The sequence below is a fragment of the Flavobacteriales bacterium genome (assembly GCA_016704485.1).
Lineage (GTDB): Bacteria > Bacteroidota > Bacteroidia > Flavobacteriales_F > PHOS-HE28 > PHOS-HE28.
Window position 1 is genome coordinate 1,807,069 of sequence record JADJAA010000001.1, and the last position, 21,439, is coordinate 1,828,507.

Below are 21,439 nucleotides of genomic sequence, written 5' to 3' on the forward strand. Positions count from 1 at the left end.
GTAATGTCAAACACCTTCACCCTCTTCGATGCAGCATCCCTGCATGGTTCCATCCACCAAGCCAAAGAGCATTGTTCTGAGCATCAATGCCTCTACATCGGCGATAGCGAAACCGTACTCGGACACGTAGCTCCATGGTTGTTCGATGCTTCGCATTCACCAGGATTTAAGCGGTGGGTAGGCGAAGAAGCCCCAGGTAAGAACTGGGGCATCATCGTTCAAAGCCATGCAACTTTAGAAGAACTGCACCATCATTTTCGCCAGTTCCTTATGGTAACCACCGAAGAAGGCAAGGAACTCTATTTCCGCTTCTACGACCCGCGTGTATTACGCGTATTCCTCCCCACCTGCGATGCCGAGCAACTACAAGAGTTCTTCGGCATCGACTTGGTTGATGCGTTCGTGATGGAGGATGAAGCGGGCAATATGATCCGGTTCACACTTGATGGCGGTGCGTTGTACAAGCAAGAGTTGGGCATGGACCTCAAGGGTTTCCTAGCTGTCCGGGAGAAAGAACTGGCAGAAACCATTGCCAACACGGAACGTGTGGCTTGTGCTCCCGCCAATTCTCCCGCTTGATCCTATTCGACCAGCACCTTCTGCTGCCCTAGGATATTCTGCTGCTCGTCCGCAAGGATCAGTAGATACGTACCGGGTCGTAGTTCGCTTACCTGCAATTGAGCCATGCCTTGCGAAGGGATCCGAATTGGAGTCGTTACGGTTCTGCCTATCACGTCTTGCAGCCAAGCAATTGCAGGTTCTTCCATGGAAGACTTGATCACGACAAGATCTCTGGCAGGGTTAGGATATGCCGTAAAGCCACTACCTGGATCATCAAGAACTCCCAGTGCAGTAGTAAGATCGATGAACGTCACTGTTGCGGAATCCACGCAACCAGGAAAACTGGAATAGGTGTAGGTGATGTCAATGTTACCACCTGGCAACATGGAAACGATTAGGCTGTCATCCACAACACCAGGGCCTGAGTACGTGCCGCCGACCGGCGAACTGCCAGTGAGCAAGATGTTCGTCGGCGGGATGTTAGTGGAAGGAGGAGCGAACGTGACGGTCGGAAGCGCTGCTTGGTTTACGAACAGATACACGGTATCATGCAAGTTTGAGCTTAGGAGGAGGTCCAGCGCACCATCGGCGTTCACATCGGCCACTACATGGGCTGGGTTGCCGTAAGCGCCTTGCGCACCAAAGGTCATGATATCACTGGATAGGGTCAATTGATCAGCATTATGGATCGATAATTCCATTTGCCCGACGTTGAACCCTTTGGAGACGATTTCAATGTCTCCATCACAATCCATATCCAACTTACGGGTATACTCGGCCCAGTTCGGTCCATTAGACAGACTTTGGACGAAGTAATGAACAGAATCCGGATGGCTGATATAATAGGACTGCGAACCGAGCAGGTCTTCAACGCCATCAGAATTGATGTCGTGTACCATCAGGTCGCGAATCCCTGCCATTTGCAAGGTAGTTGGTGTAGTAGCCCATGAAGAGCCATTTACGCCAGGTATTACGTATAGAACATCGAACTCCGTATCGGATCCAAGGTGAACGATATCCCGCCACCCATCTCCGTCCCAGTCGATCATGACCACTTTGGTATTTAAGGGAATATCATAGGGTGAGAGCAAGGGAGCGGTCATTTTGTTATAGGCGTTGCCATTCTTCTTGTAATAGTGGAAGAATGAACCCTGTTGGATCTTCCATATCAATTCCATTTGGCCGTCATTGTCCAGATCATACGGTGCCAAGTAGCCATTGTCCAACTGATGCGATACCATGTACTCTGCATCTATCAAGACAGTATCCAATGACATCATCGTCAGCATGCCGCCATCATTCACGTACAAATAAATGGTGTCCCCATGGGTCATGAACACATCATGATCCTGGTCATCATCAACATCCTGTAAGTACGAGATCTGCGCATAGCCTGGCAACGGCATGATCAGTTGAGATGTTGGGAAATGCCCGGTACCGTCATTGGATCGAAAAGCGATTCCGGTGTTCAGTCGCTCGATCTGATCCGCGCCGGGTAGAGCGTCCCATTCCACCAAGATTTCCGGTACATCGCATTCGATGCAGTAGACCGATGGAATGGTGTTCCATTGACCGTGACCGATGGTCGAGAAAAGTAGTAAGCAGGATAGGAGAGTGTGGCTTCTCATTATTGGGAGGGTTTTGGTAAAGCCTCCACAATGTAATCCAAAGCGGGGTAACTGTCGTTGAAACGTCTAAAAATATGGAATCACAGCCAGCACGTCTTTCAACTATGAAGGCCCATCACTTTAGCAACGCCGCCATCGTTATGATAAGGAACTTGATCGAACGTCGCGTTCCCATCCTAGCAACTTAGCTGCCTTGTTGTCCGCGTGAACCCAATATGCTCCAACCCGCGATACCGATCCGCGCGAAGAAGTAGCGCCAGCTCACGCCCACCACGCCTAAACCATAAGTCATGCTGCGACTGAAATTGATGCTGCTCGCTTCATCGAAGTATTTTGTTGGGCAGGTGATCTCGGCGATCTCGAACCCCTTCCAGAATACCTGCGCGATCATTTGGTTATCGAATACGAAATCGTCCGAACATTTGTGGTAGTCACATGCATCAAGGACTTCGCGACCAAATGCCCTGTAACCCGTGTGATATTCGCTTAATTTCTGCCCCATAAGGATGTTCTGCGTGAGGGTAAGCAAGCGGTTCGCGATGTATTTGTACACCGGCATGCCTCCTTTCAACGCTCCATTGCCCAAGATGCGCGACCCGAACACAACGGGATACACATCGTTGCCGATCAATGTGATCATGCTCGCCAGCAGCTTCGGCGTGTATTGATAATCCGGATGCAACATCACAACGATATCAGCATTCAATTCCTTCGCCTTGTCGTAACAGCTTTTCTGATTGCCGCCGTAACCGGTATTCTTCTTGTGCATCACAATGTGGCGAATGCCGAGATCGCGGGCTACTTGAACGGTATTGTCCGGACTCTTATCGTCCACAAGCACAACATCATCCACCAGGTCGAAGGGGATCTCCTTGTAAGTTTGTTCCAGGGTCAGTGCTGCGCGGTAAGCGGGGAGCACTACAACTACTTTCTTGCCTTGGTACATGTTCGTGTGTTGTCGTTCAGCTAGGTCTGCGCAAAGATGCGGTCTTCGGCCGGAATGGCGGATCAACCTTCATCGGGTCCGTTCCGCAATGCTCACAATGTATACGCCACTCAGCACCAATGTGATCATGGCGAGCTGTGGTGGGGTCACACGTTCGCCATCCAATACGCCCCAGACGATGGCAACCACAGGCATGAGGTACGTAACGGATGAAGCGCGCAATGCGGTGGTATATTGCAGGAGCTTGTTCCACAGGACCAGTGCCAAGGCGCTGCTCAACGTAGCGAGTATGGCGATATAACCCAAAGAAGTCCAAGCCTGGGGATTGGTGCGCAGGGTTTCCGGTAAACCGCTGCCCAAGGCCAGGCCGAGACAGATCGGGCCGACGAAGGTGAGCGCCAAAGCAGCCGTTGCCGTAGCGGGCAGGGTGTACAAATACCGCTTAACGATGTTTCCACTGATGCCATAGCACAGCGCTCCGATCACGGGCAATAGCGCATAGAATGACCAAGCAGGTGTTCCATCGCCGCGTTTCACCCAGATCAACCCTGCTGCACCGATCAACCCGAGAATTATACCGATAACATGTGCACCGCGCATGCGGATCCCGAACAAGAGCGCTCCGACGAACATGGTCATGAGCGGGGTTAGGCTATTCAACATGCCGGAAAGTGAGCTGTCGATCCTGCTTTGCGCCGTGGCGAAAAGGAATGCAGGAATTCCATTCCCCAGTACTCCTGTGCCGATCAAGGGTAACCAATGTTTGCGCATCAATCCGAAATGTTTGAACAATAGCGGTGAGAGTGCAAGCCACGCAATTGCCAAGCGGCTGGTAGCGACTTGCCAGGGCGTAAGAACCGCAACGCCATCGTGGTACAAACCCCTTTTCATAAGAATGAAGGAGGTGCCCCAGATCAGGGCCAGAACGACCAGCAGGAGCCAAATAGTGCCCGAGTTATTGTCTTTTTTTAGGGTCATTTAACTGGGCGCGAAGGTATCTCCTATAACATACCGTCGTTACCTTTGTAACGTTTCAGCATTGTATGCGTCATATCTGATACAAATCCCAACACAATGATCTCCCGAACCGCTCTCCCGATACTCGCTACTGGTCTATTGCTTTTTGGTTGCGGCAATACCACAGTTGAGGATACCACCATGAAGGCGGCTGCCAACGTGGTTCGTACCGTTCAGGAAGTTGGGATCAGTTCCGGCGTACCTGTTACCAGTGCGGATATTAGCATTGACGGGATGTCCTGCGAGATGATGTGCGGTGGTTCCATCAAAAAGGCATTGGCCAAACTCCCAGGCATAACAAGCACAAAGATCGAGTTCATTGAAGGCGATGAACAGGATCACGCCATCATTTCTTATGATGACACAAAGGTGACTGACGCTGAAATGATCGAAGCGATCCAAGCCTTGCATGATGGACAGTACAAAGTGATGGCTGTGAAGGTCACCAAACAGGTGAAAAGTGCGACATCCAGTAACAAAGAAGCGGTTAAGCCGAAGGAGAATGGTCCTGTAGCCGCAGCTTCATGCGCCCCAACTTCTTCCATAATTATCCCAAGCCTGTTCGCGATCCTGACGCGGATCCTGGTCCGGTGATCCACACAGTTCCATCTTGTAAAAGGGAGTTTCGGCTCCCTTTTTTTATGCGTGTAGGTGCTAGTTTTGCCGCTTCAATGAAAGATCAGGGACAAACTCGATTAAAACCAGTTGTCACTTGGCTGCTCACGGGTTGCATCCTGATCGCCTGTATGGTGGCTATCGGTGGCATTACCCGCCTTACGGATAGCGGCCTCTCCATTACCGAATGGAAACCGATCATGGGTGCATTGCCACCCATGAACGATGCCGAATGGACAGAGGCCTTCGAAAAGTACAAAGAGATCCCGGAGTACACGCTGACCAACCCGCACATGGACATCGCGGGTTTCAAACGGATCTTTTTCTGGGAGTACCTGCATCGCAATTGGGGTAGGATGATGGGGCTGGTCTTTGCCATTCCGTTCGTGCTGTTCTGGCGAAAGGGTTTGTTGAAAGGCTGGCTTTGGAAACGCAGTTGGGTGATCCTGATCGGTGGTGGACTTGTTGGTGCGCTGGGCTGGTTCATGGTCGTTAGTGGGCTACAGGAACGTACCGATGTGAGCCATTACCGCTTGGCCATCCACCTCTGTGCGGCGTTCACGGTGTTCGCCATTGTGTTGTGGACGGTTCTTGATATCAAGAAGGGTAGGCGAACGTTCAAATCCAACGGTTCACGCGAAGGTAAATGGGCGCGAGGCCTGCTGGTCCTGTTGCTATTACAGATCGTTTGGGGCGCATTCACCGCAGGGCTGGATGCCGGCCACATGTACAATACATGGCCGCTGATGAATGGCGAGATCATGCCCGAGAACGTGACCGCATTCGGGAGCTTGCTCAAGGACTTCACCGACCACCGCGACGGCGTGCAATTCGTTCACCGCTACTTCGCGTGGGTGGTAGCGCTTGCATTCGTTTGGTACGGTGTACGCTTCAGGAATACCCCCGATCTTGCCGCACCTGCGAAGTGGCTGATGATCGCCGTTGGACTGCAATTCGTTCTGGGTGTGTTCACGGTGTTATCGCACGTGCATATCGCCCTTGGCGTTGCGCATCAATTCGGAGCGCTGCTGCTACTTGCTGCCGTGCTTTGGGTCATGCACAGTACCGGTATCACTTCCAACGCAGCGTAGCAGCCAAATGACGCAGGTCATCACGGATCCGATCCGTTACGGGCGCAAGTGAATCGGCATTCGGACGCACATCGAAATACAGCGCACCGTAAAGGAAATTGTCCGTGCTATCGGTGAGGTAGAACACGAACGGGCTTGCAACATCACCTTCCACATCGAAGAGCGTTCCGAATACCCGCACACTGTCGCGCACCACGCGTTCGTTGCCGATCTTCAACGCTTTGGCACCGTGTGAATTCTTGAACTCATGCGCGTCGGCGATCAAATTGTTCAATTGGCCACCAACAGGACTCCATGTCAGATGGACCGTCGCGCGTTGCTGCGGAAAGCGCATATCATACCAGCGCGCATCGCTCTTCGCATCACGCTCGGCCATTTTCACGTAGGTCGGGATCTCTGCGGATAGTCCGTTTGAACTGTTCCAACGCTCGTATTGTTTTTCGGGAAGGTCGATGCGGAAATAACCGCGTGGTTTCGGAACCGGATCTGGTGTGCAGCCAGTGGCAAGGACCACCAAGATCACGGTGGCTCCTAGCAGCACACGCCACTGCGCCGAGATCCTATGTTCGCTGGTACTACTCATCAACCACAACACGCATGATCATCTTCACCCGTCGGATCCGTTTGTTATCCGAACCCTCCACAACGAAGGTCCAATTTCCGAAATCAATGCGCTCGCCCTTTTTCGGGATACGACCGGTCTGTTCCAGTATGAAACCACCCAACGTTCCGCTATCACCTTTGTGTTCCTCGAAGAGTGTACCGTCGATGCCCAACACACGGTAAACATCCGTCAGTGCGGCTTTTCCTTCGAATACCCACGTGCGGTCATCGAGCTTGCTGTACCACAGGTCCTCGTCATCGTATTCATCGGTGATGTCACCCACGATCTCTTCGATCACATCCTCCAACGTAATGATCCCGCTTGTTCCGCCGTACTCATCCACCACTACGGCCAAGTGGACCTTCTCGGTCTGGAACTCCTTCAACAGGTCATCCAACTTCTTGCTTTCCGGCACGAAATACGGTTCACGGATCAGGCTCAACCAATCGAACGCCGGTTTCTCGATATGCGGTAGCACGTCCTTGATGTACAGCACGCCTTTCACCGTGTCCAAGGTTTCTTCATAGATCGGCACACGCGAGAATCCACTCTCGACAATTGCCGCCAACAATTGTTTGAAATCCAATTCCTGTGCGAACCCGACGACCTCCGTCCGGGGGCGCATGATCTGGCGGACCTCGAAGTTGCCGAACTTCACGATGCCGCGCAGGATCCGCTGTTCCTGCACGCTCGAGCTTTCATCCTGAGTAAGGTCCAGCGCGTGGCCTAATGAATCCACGGAAAGGGTCTGCTTCTGCTTTTTGTTGTAGCGTTTCTCAATGAAATTCGTACTGCGCACCAATGTCTCGCTCAGCGGACGGAACAACCAGCGCAACGTGATCAACAGACCGGACATTCGTTTTGCAATGCTTATCGGCTCCGTACTTGAATACACCTTCGGGATCACTTCACCCACCAACACGATCAAGAACGCCACGGCGGATACATGCACCGTGATGGCCAAGTAGTGCGGCATCGCCGCCACATCCCACAACTGGGTAACGATGAACGTGCTAAGGACGATAATGCCCATGTTCACGAAGGCACTGGAGATCAATATCGTGGCAAGCAACCGACGCGGTTTCGCCAGCAGTTCCATCACACGGATTCCATTCTTCCCACCACGCTCTTTCAGTTCACGCAAGTGCTCCGGCTTCAGCGAGAACAACGCAAACTCACTGGCCGACATCGCCGCTGTCAACAGCAACAATGCACCAATGATCACCAGATAGATCACCACCGCCGGACTCATGCTCAGCAGCGTGATCAATAGTAAATATGAGGACGGAGGTTCCAACGAATTTTTGGTTTACGCTATAAAGTCAGGGGTAAGCGCATGGCGCAAGTTAAACGATGGCTCCTTCTTGCACCGTCATTCCGGGCCGCGACCCGGAATCCCGCACTCTAGAACGGCAGGTCATCATCATCATCGGCGCCTTGGCCAATGGGCGTTTGCGCGGCGCTGGATGTTTCCTTCGCTTGTGACTGAGGTTGTTGTTGACCGCTATTCCCACTGCTACTAGCACCGCTGTTGTCACTTGCGCGATCCAGCATGGTCAGTTCATCCACATGGATCTCCGTGGTATACTTGGTATTACCATCCTTGTCCTGCCATTGGCGGGTACGGAGCTTACCCTCTACATACACCTTGCTGCCTTTGCGCAGATACTTCTCGGTGATCTCTGCCAGACCACGCCATGCAACCAGGCTATGCCACTCGGTCTGCTCGCGGCGTTCACCTGTGGTCTTGTCCTTATACGTCTCGCTGGTGGCAATTCGAAAATTGGCAACGCTCGCACCATTCTGCAGGTGGCGAATTTCTGGGTCGGCGCCAAGGTTGCCGACCAATATCACTTTGTTTACTCCGGCCATTGTAGGGGGGTTGAAGGACGAAGGTAATATATCGGTCGGGGTTTTCTTGTATGGAGCTTTGTATACGTAATAGCGTTCACTCCTCACATGGTCGTTGCATTCTATTAGTGCCGAAGGCATGAATAGTACATCGAAATTCAATGCGAAAGGCCCCACCGTTAACATCAATGGATCCGAGCTCTGGGCCCTTAGCGAAGACAACCTGATCAGCGCTTCAATAGGAACTTTCCCAACGGAAGAATACGAACGCCAACTTGAATTCGGGATCGGTAAGTAAGATCCACCGATCATCCGAGCGTCTCCGGTTGGTCGGCTCGTTCGCGGCTGTGGATCAGCACTGCGCCAACCCACCTGCTCAACGGTGCTTGCGGTCGCTCCAGCCTTGGGCTTGGACGGAGAACCGTTGATTGATCAACGTGTAAAAAAATCGTCAAAACCTTTACTTGTAGTACATGACGTGTAAAGAAAATGGCAAAATCTTTACACGTTAGGAGAATATGATGCAACTTTTAAACCCGCACAGGCTTTAGTGGTTTGCACTCGACCTTTGAGCTACACCCACACAAAACCAAAACACCACTAACAAAAGCCAAGGTTGTTCCCAATAGCAGCCATGTACTTACTGCCAGCAGCCAGCAGAACCACTACTACCCAGCGCTCACAAACGCCGATTCGCTCTATGCTCTCGCAAGGTCTTCGCTTTGAGACCCTGCGCTTCAGCGTTCTTTTCAACTTTTAGCAATCGTTGAAGAAATACCCCCACCACGCCAAATAGAAAAATGAAAAGACTCGGACTCTCGATCTTCATACTTATTTCCTCAGTAGGTATTTCATACTGTCAAAGTGGATCCACTTCTGAGCAAACAGTATTTGACGCAAAGGAAATTGTGTTCTATGGCTATGACTTTACACACTTTAGACTTTCTGATGTTAAGAGGATGGATCAGGATATAAAGAAGTTCGTATTCATCTGGACAGAATTTTGTCAAGAGCATATAACCGAGAAGACCTTGCGTTCTTGGTTAGAAAAAGACGAGGTCACTTTCAATCTGTATCCAACACTTACGCTGAACAAAACATTGAATTCTGAAAACCTTGGATGGGTAACGCCATATACGATCTCAAAAGACTCAATTCAGTCATACATTGATGAATATCAGATCACCGAAAAGCAAGGAGTGGGGTTCGTCGTGATCGTTGAGTGTTTTGACAATGCAAGTAAAAGAGCATCCGGGTACTTTACTTTTTTCGACATTGCGACAAAACAATTCCTAATGGCGGACTATGTTTCATCGCGCGACAAGAACAGCTACAATCGAGTGATAGATTGGGGAATTGCTTTAGAACTTGCTTTCAAGAAATATTCGACTGTTTATAAGGACAAAAAGAAATTATATACGGAATAGTACGGTAAACTTATTGACACACTCCGCCAGTACTTTCTCAGTTGTCGTCGACCCTTCGGCTGCATTTGCTACACAACAAAACAACCCCATCAAAGGCCAAGGTTGTTTCCTGAAGAAGAAGTTTATTTACTGCTAGCAGCCAGCAAACCCAGCATAACCAGCGTACCAGAGCTGGTCGCTCATAGCAGCTTCGCCAGCGGCACCGTTGGAGCTTACGGCGAAGCAGTAGGCTTTTGTAGCTCTCAAGGTTGATGACCATATGTGACACCTTAGTGTCAATTGCGTGTGCGTCTATGTGGCTAAGAAGGAGATTTTGCTGGAGTTTAAACGCTATTCGTATTGCGGTCCACTTCGTGCATCCTACACAAGGACAATCGGAGTAGCTATTTTGGTAGAAACTTTGCGACTTGTTCCCCATACTCCGTAAATGCCACATTCAAAGGGAGCATGTGTGGTTGACCACCTTTGTATATTAATGGTTTTACGACCCTGCATTGAGCAAGGAATTGATAAGATGGATTCTCGGTCATATCCGGTTCCATGCGCTGATCTCGTACACGTTGGAGAACTTCAATGAGTAAATGGTTAGTTGCAATATGCTTTTCGTAAAGTTCTTTCGGCTGCATTCCGGCCATATTGCCAAATTGTCGAAGTGTCATTAACTCTCCGCTCAACTGCCGTCGATCTAAGTCACTTTGTTGATATCTGATTTTGCATTCTTCCAACTCCTGTTCTTTTGTTTGGATTGTCTTGATCAATTCTGACTTGTCGTAGCTTGTCAAAAGAATAGATCCATCCGCGTTAACTCTGGAATTTCGTCTCTCAATTAGGAGACTGTAGTACACTTTGTCCAACAAATTCAGTATCCATGGGAACAATGTAAGCGCAGCAAGTGCACTAAGAATTGGATAAATATATATCTGCAAGGCTTTGTCCCATCCTGTAGTGTATTCATTTTCACCCAGCCATTGCATTCTGCCAAAAAGGTCAAGATGCTCCATCGGGTAAAAGAGGACCAGCACCGCCTTCCAATTCCACAGTAGGAACATGACAATCAGTGTTCCATAGAATGGGTTCCTAATACGGAACTTTATAGATGACCAGAGTTCAGAAAGTAATTCCATGGCACCTAAACTAATCTCTTATTTCATCATTCGGATAGAAGTTGCCAACTACACCGAAGGAATGATTTAAACGCTTACATGCTCTTCGCTCCGAGGCTCTGCGTTTTGAATGGTTAAAAAATCAACTAAAGATGTGGCAAGGTCCGTTTCAATGGCTCCCATAGGAATAGCGATAAGCCGATGTTCTTCTAGGCCGCTAACCCTCCCCCAAATACCGTTCAACCAACCGCGGCACAGCATACTTCTTCATTTTCGCTTTCGGCACCAGGACCCAATCCGCTGGAATAGCGAAACCGGGTGGCGAGCTGGCGGTCCAGAAGGTGGCACGGATGAGTTGGTGGCTTAGCACGTGCTTTACCGGGCCGTGGGAATTGGTGAGTTCCCATCCCTTGCCGTAGGTGCGTTCCAAGAGCGCTGCGAACCGTTTGGTTCCAAGGTCTTTTTCGGATTCGATCTGGGGGAACTCGTACAGGCCTTCCCAGATGCCTTTGCCTGTTCGTTTCCGTAGGTAAGTGCCTTTTTTGGTGATGATGTGCAAGTAGTTGAAATGGCGCGTGCGCACTGCGGTCCGGTTCGCCTTTACGGGTAATTCGGTGATGCGGTCCGTTGCTTTTGCAATGCACTTGGTTGCAACGGGACAGGTTGCGCACAGCGGGTTCTTCGGAGTACACACCGTAGCGCCCAATTCCATTACGGCCTGGTTGTGGTCGCCCGGATGGGTCGGGTCCAAGAGGTCTGCGGCTAAGGACCGGAACGCTTTTTTTCCTGCTGCGCTGTCGATCGGGAGGTCCAACCCGAAGACCCGCGCCAGCACACGGTACACATTGCCATCGACCACCGGCTCCGGTAGGTTGAAAGAAATACTGCCAATAGCCGCTGCGGTGTATTCGCCTATGCCCTTCAGTTGTTTCAAGGCTTCGTAGTTCCGTGGGAACTGCCCCTGATGCACGTCCATGACCTGTTGCGCGGCGGTCCGGAGGTTGCGCGCCCGGCTGTAGTAGCCGAGTCCTTGCCAGAGTTTCAGCACATCATCCTCGGGTGCTTTGGCCAGATCGGCCACGGTGGGGTAGCGTTCCACGAACCGATGCCAGTACGCCATTCCTTGGTCAACCCGCGTTTGCTGTAGGATCACCTCGCTCAACCAGATCCGGTACGGGTCGGTGGTGCGCCGCCAGGGCAGGTCGCGGTAGTGCTCCCGGTACCATGGCAGCAATGCCCTGCTGAACCACTGGAGTGCGGTGCTAGTATTGTTGGGTGTGCGTGCCATTGGTCAGTGGGAGAGGATTCGCATGTAACCGCTACCGTTGATCAGGATCCATGTGGATTGCTGTTTTACGGAACTCACTGAGCGTCGGTTTGTTCGATGCGGTGAAAGAAGTATCACCCACTGGTTGTTCATTCAAGAAGATCACCTATCTTTGCGGCCCCAAATCTAAAGCAGGGTATGACGAAGGCAGAATTGGTCGGTATGATCGCGAAACGGACAGGTGTTGAACGCCAAGTTGTTCTCACTACCGTTGAGGCATTCATGGAAGAAGTGAAGTTGAGCCTTGAGAAAGGCGAGAACGTACACCTGCGTGGCTTCGGGAGCTTCGTGGTAAAGCACAGGGCACAGAAGACCGGAAGGATCCTGGCCCGTAATACCACCATTATCATTCCAGCACACGATGTGCCGGCGTTCAAACCTGCCGACACGTTCGTCGACAAGGTGAAGAACAGAGCTAAGTCCGCGTAAGCAATGAATGGCTTGAAGAAGCCTCAGTTGCTGGCACTCGGAGTAGCAGTGGTAGTGATCGTTCTTTTGGTATTGGCCCCCCGGATGCCTTCCGGGAAGCAGGAGGAAATGGCGAAAATGGACCCCGCCAAGGCGCGTACCGCGGAAGCGGTTGCTTTGGTGAATGGACAGGAACCCATGCGCGGCATCAAAATGCTGCTGGAGATCGTGAAAGAGGAACCTAACAATGTGGAAGCACTTTGGAATCTGGGACTCTTCAGTGTCAAAAGCGGACAGTATGATAAAGCCCTTGATCGCTTCAAAAAGGTAGTTGAACTGGACCCGGATGGTTACCCGGATGCCTTGTTCTACTTGGGCCGAACCTACGCGACCTTGGACTCCATACCCCAAGCCATTGCGAGTCTGGAAAAGTATAAAAGCACTTCGCAGGATACGGCGATCAATAATGGTATCGATCGCTTCCTGCTTCAATTGAAAAACGAATAACACTGAGCATTCATGCCGTGCGGTAAAAAAAGAAAACGTCACAAGATGTCCACGCACAAGCGCAAAAAGCGCTTGCGGAAGAATAGGCACAAGAAGAAGAACCGCTAGGTTTTTCTCTTTGACCTCTTACGTCGCGTGGCCCTAAGGATATCCTCCTTGGGGCCTACGTGGCGTTATTGGGTACCCGGATCACGGGGCCCTTCACTTCAAATCAACATCACGTGAACATTGACCTGATCATCCGTTCAGGCGCTTCCGAAGTGGCTATTGCCCTGATGAAGGATAAGGTCTTGGCCGAACTCCACAGGGAAAAGACAGAACGCGGATTCGCCGTTGGAGACATCTACCTCGCCAAAGTGCGCAAGGTGGCCCCAGGCCTCAATGCCGCATTCGTTGATGTTGGGCACGAGAAGGATGCCTTCCTGCATTACTTCGATCTAGGCCCACAATACCGCAACACCTACAATTTCGCGAAAGGTGCCGTTCACGGCAACCTCAATGATTCAAGCTTGGATAGTTGGAAACTGGAAGCTGACATCGAAAAGAACGGCAAGATCGCCGATGCCTTAAGTGCCAGCCAGACCATCCTGGTGCAGATCGCGAAGGAACCGATCAGTACCAAAGGACCGCGCTTATCGGCAGAGATCACCCTTGCCGGCAGGTACATGGTGCTGGTACCGTTCATCAACAAAGTGAACATCAGTAGCCGCATCATCGATGAGGGTGAGCGCAGACGGTTGAAGGACCTGATGCAGGCCATTCGCCCGAAGAACCACGGGGTGATCATCCGTACCAATGCGGCCGATAAGAAAAGCGAGGACCTAGAGGCCGATCTGAAGACCTTGTTGCAACGCTGGGACGTGATGTTCCGCAACCTGAAGAATGCGCAGCCAGCCAAAAAGGTGCTGGGCGAGATCGATCGTACCAATGCGTTGTTGCGCGATGTGCTCAACAAGGATTTCACGAGCATCCAAGTGGATGATGAACTCCTTGCGGAGGAGATCTACCAAACACTGGAAAAGACGGCACCCGAGAAAAAGGGCATTGTAAAGCATTACAAAGGCAAGCTGGACATCTTCGATAATTTCGGAGTGAACAAGCAGATCAAACAAGCCTTCGGTAAACAGGTGATGCTGACCAGCGGAGCCTATTTGATCATCGAAAAAACGGAGGCCATGCACGTTATCGACGTGAACAGTGGCAGCCGGAAAGGAGGCAATCAGGCACAGGAGAAGAACGCGCTCGACATCAACGTGGAAGCGGCAATTGAGATCGCCAGGTTATTGCGTTTGCGCGATATGGGCGGTATCGTTTGCATTGATTTCATCGACCTATACGAAGCCGATAACCGCCGCACCTTGCACCGCGCAATGAAGGATGCCATGGCCGATGATAAGGCCAAGCACAATGTATTGCCGCCAAGCCGTTTCGGAGTGATCGAGCTCACGCGCCAACGCGTCCGCCCGGAGACCGAGATCGACACCAGCGAAAGTTGCCCGACGTGTAACGGTACCGGCGAAGTGGATGCACCGATCCTGATCGTGGACGAGATAGAGAACACCCTCAACTACCTGGTCTCCGAAAAGGAGATGTCCGGCTTGACCCTGAGCGTGCATCCGTTCATCCACGCGTACATCACCAAAGGATTTCCAAGTCGCCAAATGAAATGGGCATGGCGTTGGAAGAAATGGGTGAATGTGAAGCCCGAAAGTTCCATGCAGTTTCTCGCCTACAAGGTAGCGGACGCTAGCGGCAGCGAGATCCCGGTGTAAGCAGACGTTTATCGCACCGTCTTGTTATTCGGTCCTGAGCGCAATATTCTTAACATATTGATACCCAACGGTGTTGATCGAGAAGTTGTGTTCTTCTCAAGTGCCGTCATTTTGGAGATCCGCTATTGATGGCATAGTGGAACACCTCTGGACCGGTGCGCTTAGAAACAGCTTCGGCAATGACTTTTCAATATGACCTGGGTGAATATGTTTTACCGATATTAGGAACCTCTACCTTTGGCGCCTCAATCAAAACTGACAATGAACAGAACTATTCGGAACATAACCGGGATCATTGCTATCACCGGCCTAGTATTAACTGGTTGCGGAGGATCCGATGATGGAACTGCGCATGATGCCAATGGTGAAGATACGATGCATCTTGATGACGCGGGCTATACCACCGGTGACGGCCATGATCACGCCAATGGTGCGGCTGACCACGGCCATGCTGCCGATACACAAGTGAATTCTGGCGGAATGGATAACTTGGACGGTAGTACGACCGGGTCCCGCACGTTCATGGTGATCACTTACAAGACACCAGCCGAAGAACGCACAGGTACGACCAACGCGTTGAACGGATTGCGTTCCACATTGATGGCTGAACTGGATGCTGTTCGTGGCCGTTTGAAGACCGCAGGTGCAGATGCCGCAGCAAAGGAAGCGGACCAGAAACGTGCGGCGGAATTGGCACAAGGCTTGGAGCGAATGGACCGTCTGATCAAGAAAATAGGCGAAGCGGACGATGTGAGTTGGGCGAATGTTCGTGAGATCTCTTTGAAAGAGGCAGAGGAAGTACGCGTATGGATGCAAGAGTACAAAATGCCGAATAGCATTTGATCGTTGCAATTAACCGAATATGAAAGGGAGGTGGTCCGTTGGATCATCTCCCTTTTTCGTTAGCGTGCGGGTTTTCTTGTGAAGGTTGCGATACGATTACGTTCGCTCTCGCCATGTGGAAACAAAAAAGGTACACCAACAGCCTACCGCTGTCGATGCACCTCTCTAGTGTTTACTGTGCGTGTTACTTGATCACACTAAGCGTTGTGCTTTCGTTCGCAGAGGTCAATCGTACCACATAGCTGCCGGGTGCAAGTTGCCCTGTTGCTATAGTGATCAGTTCCATCCCTGTGCGGGTTTCATTGCGCAACATCTGGCCGGCCATGTTGATCAATTCGACATGTACTACACCTGACTGACCGTTGGAACGTACTGTTAGAATTTCGTTGAACGGATTCGGGTACACAGCGAACGCATTTAGGCTCGAACGGTCTTCAACGCCATTGACGATCACCGATGTGCATTCTGATGTTACGGAACAATCGCCCATGGTAAGTATCACCGCATAGCTTCCGCTTTCGGTGGCGGTATAGCTCTGTTCCGTGGCACCAGCGATCGGGGCGTTGCTGTCATCGCAATCCACCCACTGGTAGTCAAGTCCACTTTCCGTTGCTGTAAGTGTACCTGATGCCAACGTAACGGTGGCATCAATTATGACCTCAACCGGCTCCGCGAACACCGCAATACCATCACCAGTTGTGCAATCAACCGTTACGTTTCCGCTTACTGGTTCATAGCAAGGAATGCTGATGGAGTAGCTGTACTCACCGAATGGTACGTTCTCGAACAGATCACCGAACGGAGCGCCCGTCTCAAGTGTCTCGTTGTAGTCGGCACCGTCCGTCAAGGTCACCGTAGCACCAGCAATGGTCAGTGGTGAACCAACAAAGAAGAAGACGTTGTTGGCGGTCAATGCAACCGGCTCTGCGAACACGGCGATACCATCACCGTTTCCTGTGCAATCAACCGTTACGTTTCCGCTTACTGGCTCGTAGCAAGGAATGCTGATGGAGTAGCTGTACTCACCGAAGGGTACGTTCTCGAACAGATCACCGAACGGAGCACCTGTTTCAAGTGTCTCGTTGTAATCGGCACCATCTGTCAAGGTCACTGTTGCACCAGCAATTGTCATTGGCGAACCGACGAAGAAGAACACAGCATTTGCGGTCAGCGCAACTGGCTCTGCGAACACCGCAATACCATCACCGTTTCCGGTGCAATCCACCGTTACGTTTCCGCTCAATGGCTCGTAGCATGGAATGCTGATGGAGTAGCTATACTCACCGAATGGTACGTTCTCGAACAGATCACCGAACGGAGCTCCCGTCTCAAGTGTCTCGTTGTAGTCGGCACCGTCCGTCAAGGTCACCGTAGCACCAGCAATGGTCAGTGGTGAACCAACGAAGAAGAACACAGCATTTGCGGTCAACGCAACCGGCTCTGCGAACACCGCAATACCATCACCGTTGCCTGTGCAATCAACTGTTACGTTTCCGCTTAATGGCTCGTAACACGGAATGCTGATCGAATAGCTGTACTCACCGAATGGTACGTTCTCGAACAGATCACCGAACGGAGCACCCGTCTCGAGTGTCTCGTTGTAGTCTACACCGTCCGTCAAGGTCACCGTAGCACCAGCAATGGTCAGTGGTGAACCGACGAAGAAGAACACGTTGTTGGCGGTCGTTGGCTCCAACGCGATGGCATCGCTGTTGTCGGCTCCTGCTATGGTAAGCATGCCGGAATTTGCCGTATAACAACCTTTCGATACGGTGTATGAGTAATCAAAGTCGATAAGATCCGTGAATACTGCCGATCCCGCAGCATTGGTGGTCTGGAAGTTTCCGTCAAAGATCACTTCGGCGTCCTGCAAGGGCAGGCCAGTGCTGAGGTCCGTAACGGTTATGGTGGCGTTGTATTGTGCGAAGGCTGTTGTCGCCGCTAAACCGATACCAAGAAGTGATAGGTAGAGGTGTTTCATGGTGGTGTGTTTTTACTCGTTGATCAGAATGTTCGTTGCAATGCGGGTGCCCGGTTGCTCAAATGCAACTTGATAGATGCCCGGTGCGATCCCCGTTGGCAAATTGAAGTTGACAATAGTACCAGTACGCTGCAGTTGTTGGGCAGAAATTGAAGTCACCATGCGTCCATCGGATCCATAGAGCTTGATCAATGCGTTTGATTGAATTGCATCCGAGATCCGAAGTGAAATGGTGGAATACATGTTGGCCGGATTCGGGTATACGAATGCTTCTGGTACGCTGGAAAGTTCTTTCACCGCGCTGATCACATCGTTCTCCAATCGTGCAATGAAGAAGTAGTTCTGATTTATCGTGGTTCGTGCTTGACCACCGATCAGGATCTTGCCATCGGCCTGTACATCCATTGCATAGATCATGGTGTAATAGCTAGGTATGGCGTGCTGAACTACACCGTTGCTACCAAAAGTATTGTCGCGTGTGCCATCAGCATTGTACTTCCATACTGCAAGATCAAAGCCGTTGGGTGGTCCTACACCGGAAGTGCCAGACATGATGATCGTGCCATCGGACATGGCTTCCAGGTTGGCTGCGTAGTCGAAATTGGCAAGGTCCTCTTTGACCGTGCCATTCGTTCCGAAGGTGGAGTCAAGTTGACCTGATGGTGTGAATTTTGCCAGCAGCGCACTGTAATTATAGGATTGAGTCACTGTAATCCCGGCCACAAGAATGGATCCATCGGGCAACAATTTCAGGTCCTCGCCTTCATCGTCCACATTGCCGTAGTTGTACTTTACGATTCCTGCATCACCAAAGGTCGGGTCAAGTGTGCCATCGGTTTCAAAGCGTACAACGAGCATTACGTACCACAATTCCGTATTCCCGAAATAACCGGATGCAACGATCTTGCCATCTGGTTGCACCACAATACCTTTGAAGGAATTGCTTCCCACGGTCAAGACAGGGATCGTAGCCACTCCATCCGTACCGAACGTGGTATCAAGCACGCCACTCGGCGTAAAGCGCACCACTACAGGGCGCGGTACATAGTTGAGATCATCTGAACTACCACACACCAAGATGTTACCAAGCGCATCGAGCGACACATCGTACGCTTGGTCCTCGGTATTTTCCGTGGGTAGACTAATGTGCCCCGTTACCACGCCATTGGTGCCAAAGGTGTTATCCAAGGTGCCATCGGCGTTCAATTGGATCAGTAATAATCTGTATGTCTGGTAATCCGTTGTGGATCCCACCAATATGATCTTTCCTTCAGAGGTCAGAACGGCTGAATAGATGTCGGCTTCGTAGTCCAGCTCATAGGTGAAGACTCCGTTGGTCCCGAAATCGGTATCTGGAGTTCCATCCGGTAATAGACGGAATACCTGCGTGCGAGCGACGTAGTTCGTATCGAACGAAAAGCCGATCAACAGGACCTTTTCATCGGGTTGCACCAGGATCTTCTGGGCCGCATCTAATGTGTTCACTGGAGTAACCACGTATCCCGTGCCGTTGAAGGTAGGATCCAATGAACCGGGTTGGGCCTGAAGTACATGCATGGAGCACATCAAGAGGGCGACCCCGGATAGAAGAGCGTAGAATTTGTTTTTCATGTGTTCGGCTTTTTTGGTTCGTTTCTCTTTTTCCGTTCAATTTTCAGTTTGTTCAAGTTCTCCAATAGGTTGCGCCAAGCTTCCTGTTCATCTTTCGATTTCTGATGGAGTTGTTCAAGGCCTTCCATTTCATCCGGTGGGATGGGGTCTTGTTCGGGGGGCGTAATACTGCTCATTGTTCTCTGGCAGCAAAAGTGCGCCACGAAATTGCTGTTGCCTAGCATATGACCATTACATCACCTGCACAAGTCCAATGACCGGCCTTACATGGCCTATACATTCGTGGATTTCGACCTTACATTCACCCTACAGGTTGATGTAATCTACTGAACTTCAGCAGTGTATAAAAAGGCCTCCAATGAGGCCTAGATCGACTGTAAAAAGTCGATCAGGTGAACATCTTCACCCTCGATATTCAGCTTTTTTCGTAGCCGCGAACGTGCCACGGTTATGCTGTTCAAGCTCTGGTGGGTAATGGCCGATATATCCTTTGTGGACATGTTGAGCCGGAGAAAGGCACATAGTTTTCGTTCGTTCGGAGAAAGGGCCGGGAATTGTTCCTTCAAGGTCTGGTAGAAGGTGGAATGGACCCGCGTAAAATGGGCCTCGAATTCCTCCCAATTGTGTTCGTCTTGGCTATTCTGTAGGTCGCGTACAATGTCCTGCACGATCTTTTGGTTCTCTTGCTTGAAGGTGGATTTGGCTTTGAGCAAGCGTTCAGCGATATGTGCGATCAACTCGTTCTTCTTTAGCAGGAACAATGCATTGGCAGTGAGCTCACGGTCCTTGTAGTCCAAACTTTCCTTCAAAATGGTTTGTTCCGCCTCCAGTTTTTCCTGTTCCAAATGAAGTCTCTCCTGTTCCAAGGCACCATTCAGCACACGGGCGCGCATCACCTTGTAGATCAGAAATGCAGTTAGCAAGAGGAAAAAGGCTACCGTCGCCAATGCAATGTTCCAGATCCGCTGCCGTTCGTTCTCCGCATCCTTACGTTTTGCTTCCAACTCGAATACTTTCTTCTCCTTGTCCCGGCGGAATCCATCCTCCAATCGTGCTATCGTAGTTCTGCTTTCTGCGCTGTACAAACTGTCGTTGAGAGTCTTGAATTCGCGAAAGGTTTCTACGGCGGCCTTGTAATTCTGAAGGGTATCGTACACCAAGGATAATGACTCCAGCGAAATGACCATCGATTCGCGGGATCCGCTTTCACGACCGAGCATTAAGGCGTGATCGAAATATTCCCGCGCCGCTTGAAAGTTGCCGACCTTCGTCTGGTTCTTGCCTAAATTATTCAGCACTTGCGCTTGGCCCCGTGCATCACCCGCCTCTTTGCGCACTGCTAGAGCCTTCAAGAAGAACTGGTTAGCCAGATCGTATTTGCCCAATTCCATGTGGCAAATACCAATGTTATTGTTCAGTGAACCCTCATTCCGAAGGTTGTTCAACGGCCTATTGATAGCCACGGCCTGTTCAAAATAGGGAAGTGCCGTAGCAAAGTCCGACCGCTGTATATAGACCGCTGCGATATTGTTGAACGCACGCACTTTCCGGTTGGCCAATTCTTCGCTGGGTAGGTCCTTACTGGTGGCTTCCAATAAGCGTAGCGCATCGTTGTAGCAGCTAAGGCTCTGGTCGAAATTCCGGAGTTGGAAATGTAATACACCGATCTTCAATTGGATGTCGGATCGAGCCAGAACCAGCGACGCTATTGCACCATCCTTCCTGATCGCATCTTCGATCAAAAGTTGCGCCCGCTGGTATGCCTGCAAGGCTTCTGGCATAGCGCTGGTTGATTGGTATGCATCGCCGACCAGGATCAATACCTGTGCCTTTTCTTCCAATGAGCTCAGCTCATCCGATCGCTTTTCAGCCTCTAGTGCATGATAGAGTGCGGAGTCGGCATTGCTTAGTAAAAGTTCCTTTGCTAACGCCCCGTGAGAGTCCACTGTAGATCTGGTCCCATTACCCCCGGATCGATCCGGTTGGGAGAATACCAAGCGAGGAGCCATCAGTGCGATCAAGATGATCACAAGCGATAGAACAAGTGGCGTCGTTCGAATAGGGTTCGCAAGGGTGGTGTGCATCAACGCTATCCCGAAGGGATGAACCAAAACTACATGTTGGGCCGTGAACGCATAAGGAAACTA

Annotated in this window: 20 protein-coding genes; 9 read left to right on the plus strand and 11 right to left on the minus strand. The window is 50.9% G+C overall.

Going from position 1 to position 21,439, the window contains the following annotated elements:
- Nucleotides 1-3 precede the first annotated feature (3 nt).
- The gene (locus tag IPF95_07605) at nt 4-579 is read left to right on the plus strand and encodes a DUF4123 domain-containing protein (protein ID MBK6474563.1); all 576 of its coding nucleotides are present in this window, start codon (nt 4-6) and stop codon (nt 577-579) included.
- Nucleotides 580-581: 2 nt separating this feature from the next.
- Here IPF95_07605 and IPF95_07610 read toward each other — a convergent pair whose 3' ends face one another.
- From IPF95_07610 to IPF95_07620, 3 genes are all read right to left on the minus strand, one after another.
- On the minus strand, nt 582-2,189 hold the full coding sequence (locus IPF95_07610; GenBank protein ID MBK6474564.1) for a T9SS type A sorting domain-containing protein: 1,608 nt from the start codon (nt 2,187-2,189) through the stop codon (nt 582-584).
- A gap of 184 nt (nt 2,190-2,373) precedes the next feature.
- Nucleotides 2,374-3,135 carry a glycosyltransferase family 2 protein gene (locus IPF95_07615; GenBank protein ID MBK6474565.1) on the minus strand — a complete coding sequence of 254 codons (762 nt, stop codon included), beginning with the start codon at nt 3,133-3,135 and terminating at the stop codon, nt 2,374-2,376.
- A gap of 69 nt (nt 3,136-3,204) precedes the next feature.
- Nucleotides 3,205-4,113 (minus strand): DMT family transporter, encoded by a 909-nt coding sequence (locus IPF95_07620; GenBank protein MBK6474566.1) that lies wholly within the window; start codon nt 4,111-4,113, stop codon nt 3,205-3,207.
- Between the two features lie 96 nt (nt 4,114-4,209).
- Here IPF95_07620 and IPF95_07625 point away from each other — a divergent pair, with 96 nt between their 5' ends.
- Nucleotides 4,210-4,746, plus strand: coding sequence for a heavy-metal-associated domain-containing protein (locus IPF95_07625; protein MBK6474567.1), 537 nt, complete (start codon nt 4,210-4,212; stop codon nt 4,744-4,746).
- Between the two features lie 77 nt (nt 4,747-4,823).
- Nucleotides 4,824-5,858, plus strand: coding sequence for a COX15/CtaA family protein (locus IPF95_07630; protein ID MBK6474568.1), 1,035 nt, complete (start codon nt 4,824-4,826; stop codon nt 5,856-5,858).
- Here IPF95_07630 and IPF95_07635 read toward each other — a convergent pair.
- From IPF95_07635 to ssb, 3 genes are all read right to left on the minus strand, one after another.
- The gene (locus IPF95_07635; GenBank protein MBK6474569.1) at nt 5,839-6,441 is read right to left on the minus strand and encodes a gliding motility lipoprotein GldD; all 603 of its coding nucleotides are present in this window, start codon (nt 6,439-6,441) and stop codon (nt 5,839-5,841) included. The two genes, IPF95_07630 and IPF95_07635, sit on opposite strands and share 20 nt — an antisense overlap.
- Nucleotides 6,434-7,714, minus strand: a complete 1,281-nt coding sequence (gldE, locus tag IPF95_07640; protein MBK6474570.1) for a gliding motility-associated protein GldE — start codon at nt 7,712-7,714, stop codon at nt 6,434-6,436. The genes IPF95_07635 and gldE overlap by 8 nt, the downstream gene beginning before the upstream one ends.
- Nucleotides 7,715-7,866: 152 nt before the next feature.
- Nucleotides 7,867-8,334, minus strand: a complete 468-nt coding sequence (ssb, locus tag IPF95_07645) for a single-stranded DNA-binding protein (protein ID MBK6474571.1) — start codon at nt 8,332-8,334, stop codon at nt 7,867-7,869.
- A gap of 118 nt (nt 8,335-8,452) precedes the next feature.
- Between ssb and IPF95_07650 the strand changes: the two genes are divergently transcribed.
- Entirely contained in the window at nt 8,453-8,611 is a 159-nt protein-coding gene (locus IPF95_07650) for a hypothetical protein (GenBank protein MBK6474572.1), read from the plus strand.
- A gap of 502 nt (nt 8,612-9,113) precedes the next feature.
- A complete protein-coding gene (locus tag IPF95_07655) occupies nt 9,114-9,740 on the plus strand; it encodes a hypothetical protein (protein ID MBK6474573.1) in 627 nt (208 codons plus the stop codon).
- Nucleotides 9,741-10,123: 383 nt separating this feature from the next.
- On the opposite strand, the gene IPF95_07660 is transcribed toward IPF95_07655, so the two are convergent.
- Together IPF95_07660 and mutY are read right to left on the minus strand one after the other, a co-directional pair.
- Nucleotides 10,124-10,789, minus strand: coding sequence for a hypothetical protein (locus IPF95_07660; GenBank protein MBK6474574.1), 666 nt, complete (start codon nt 10,787-10,789; stop codon nt 10,124-10,126).
- Between the two features lie 271 nt (nt 10,790-11,060).
- Nucleotides 11,061-12,131 (minus strand): A/G-specific adenine glycosylase, encoded by a 1,071-nt coding sequence (gene mutY / locus IPF95_07665; GenBank protein ID MBK6474575.1) that lies wholly within the window; start codon nt 12,129-12,131, stop codon nt 11,061-11,063.
- 177 nt (nt 12,132-12,308) lie between these two features.
- Between mutY and IPF95_07670 the strand changes: the two genes are divergently transcribed.
- The 4 genes from IPF95_07670 (at nt 12,309) to IPF95_07685 (ending at nt 15,700) form a co-directional block, all read left to right on the plus strand.
- Complete coding sequence (locus IPF95_07670; protein ID MBK6474576.1) at nt 12,309-12,599, plus strand: integration host factor subunit beta; 291 nt, start codon at nt 12,309-12,311, stop codon at nt 12,597-12,599.
- A 3-nt stretch (nt 12,600-12,602) separates the two neighbouring features.
- On the plus strand, nt 12,603-13,085 hold the full coding sequence (locus tag IPF95_07675; protein MBK6474577.1) for a tetratricopeptide repeat protein: 483 nt from the start codon (nt 12,603-12,605) through the stop codon (nt 13,083-13,085).
- Between the two features lie 221 nt (nt 13,086-13,306).
- On the plus strand, nt 13,307-14,857 hold the full coding sequence (locus tag IPF95_07680; protein MBK6474578.1) for an Rne/Rng family ribonuclease: 1,551 nt from the start codon (nt 13,307-13,309) through the stop codon (nt 14,855-14,857).
- A 261-nt stretch (nt 14,858-15,118) separates the two neighbouring features.
- Nucleotides 15,119-15,700, plus strand: a complete 582-nt coding sequence (locus IPF95_07685) for a hypothetical protein (protein ID MBK6474579.1) — start codon at nt 15,119-15,121, stop codon at nt 15,698-15,700.
- A 184-nt stretch (nt 15,701-15,884) separates the two neighbouring features.
- On the opposite strand, the gene IPF95_07690 is transcribed toward IPF95_07685, so the two are convergent.
- The 3 genes from IPF95_07690 to IPF95_07700 form a co-directional block, all read right to left on the minus strand.
- Nucleotides 15,885-17,681, minus strand: coding sequence for a T9SS type A sorting domain-containing protein (locus IPF95_07690; GenBank protein ID MBK6474580.1), 1,797 nt, complete (start codon nt 17,679-17,681; stop codon nt 15,885-15,887).
- A 12-nt stretch (nt 17,682-17,693) separates the two neighbouring features.
- Entirely contained in the window at nt 17,694-19,292 is a 1,599-nt protein-coding gene (locus IPF95_07695) for a T9SS type A sorting domain-containing protein (protein ID MBK6474581.1), read from the minus strand.
- A gap of 365 nt (nt 19,293-19,657) precedes the next feature.
- The gene (locus tag IPF95_07700) at nt 19,658-21,376 is read right to left on the minus strand and encodes a tetratricopeptide repeat protein (GenBank protein MBK6474582.1); all 1,719 of its coding nucleotides are present in this window, start codon (nt 21,374-21,376) and stop codon (nt 19,658-19,660) included.
- Between the last annotated feature and the right edge of the window lie 63 nt (nt 21,377-21,439).

Coding starts and splice junctions, on each gene's coding strand:
- gldE (MBK6474570.1), bottom strand. CDS start 7,714: ATGAGTCCGGCGGTGGTGATCTATCTGGTGATCATTGGTGCATTGTTG.
- IPF95_07615 (MBK6474565.1), bottom strand. CDS start 3,135: ATGTACCAAGGCAAGAAAGTAGTTGTAGTGCTCCCCGCTTACCGCGCA.
- IPF95_07700 (MBK6474582.1), bottom strand. CDS start 21,376: ATGCACACCACCCTTGCGAACCCTATTCGAACGACGCCACTTGTTCTA.
- IPF95_07635 (MBK6474569.1), bottom strand. CDS start 6,441: ATGAGTAGTACCAGCGAACATAGGATCTCGGCGCAGTGGCGTGTGCTG.
- IPF95_07620 (MBK6474566.1), bottom strand. CDS start 4,113: ATGACCCTAAAAAAAGACAATAACTCGGGCACTATTTGGCTCCTGCTG.
- IPF95_07690 (MBK6474580.1), bottom strand. CDS start 17,681: ATGAAACACCTCTACCTATCACTTCTTGGTATCGGTTTAGCGGCGACA.
- ssb (MBK6474571.1), bottom strand. CDS start 8,334: ATGGCCGGAGTAAACAAAGTGATATTGGTCGGCAACCTTGGCGCCGAC.
- IPF95_07695 (MBK6474581.1), bottom strand. CDS start 19,292: ATGAAAAACAAATTCTACGCTCTTCTATCCGGGGTCGCCCTCTTGATG.
- IPF95_07685 (MBK6474579.1), top strand. CDS start 15,119: ATGAACAGAACTATTCGGAACATAACCGGGATCATTGCTATCACCGGC.
- IPF95_07675 (MBK6474577.1), top strand. CDS start 12,603: ATGAATGGCTTGAAGAAGCCTCAGTTGCTGGCACTCGGAGTAGCAGTG.
- IPF95_07660 (MBK6474574.1), bottom strand. CDS start 10,789: ATGTTCCTACTGTGGAATTGGAAGGCGGTGCTGGTCCTCTTTTACCCG.
- IPF95_07655 (MBK6474573.1), top strand. CDS start 9,114: ATGAAAAGACTCGGACTCTCGATCTTCATACTTATTTCCTCAGTAGGT.
- IPF95_07670 (MBK6474576.1), top strand. CDS start 12,309: ATGACGAAGGCAGAATTGGTCGGTATGATCGCGAAACGGACAGGTGTT.
- mutY (MBK6474575.1), bottom strand. CDS start 12,131: ATGGCACGCACACCCAACAATACTAGCACCGCACTCCAGTGGTTCAGC.
- IPF95_07650 (MBK6474572.1), top strand. CDS start 8,453: ATGAATAGTACATCGAAATTCAATGCGAAAGGCCCCACCGTTAACATC.
- IPF95_07630 (MBK6474568.1), top strand. CDS start 4,824: ATGAAAGATCAGGGACAAACTCGATTAAAACCAGTTGTCACTTGGCTG.
- IPF95_07625 (MBK6474567.1), top strand. CDS start 4,210: ATGATCTCCCGAACCGCTCTCCCGATACTCGCTACTGGTCTATTGCTT.
- IPF95_07605 (MBK6474563.1), top strand. CDS start 4: ATGTCAAACACCTTCACCCTCTTCGATGCAGCATCCCTGCATGGTTCC.
- IPF95_07610 (MBK6474564.1), bottom strand. CDS start 2,189: ATGAGAAGCCACACTCTCCTATCCTGCTTACTACTTTTCTCGACCATC.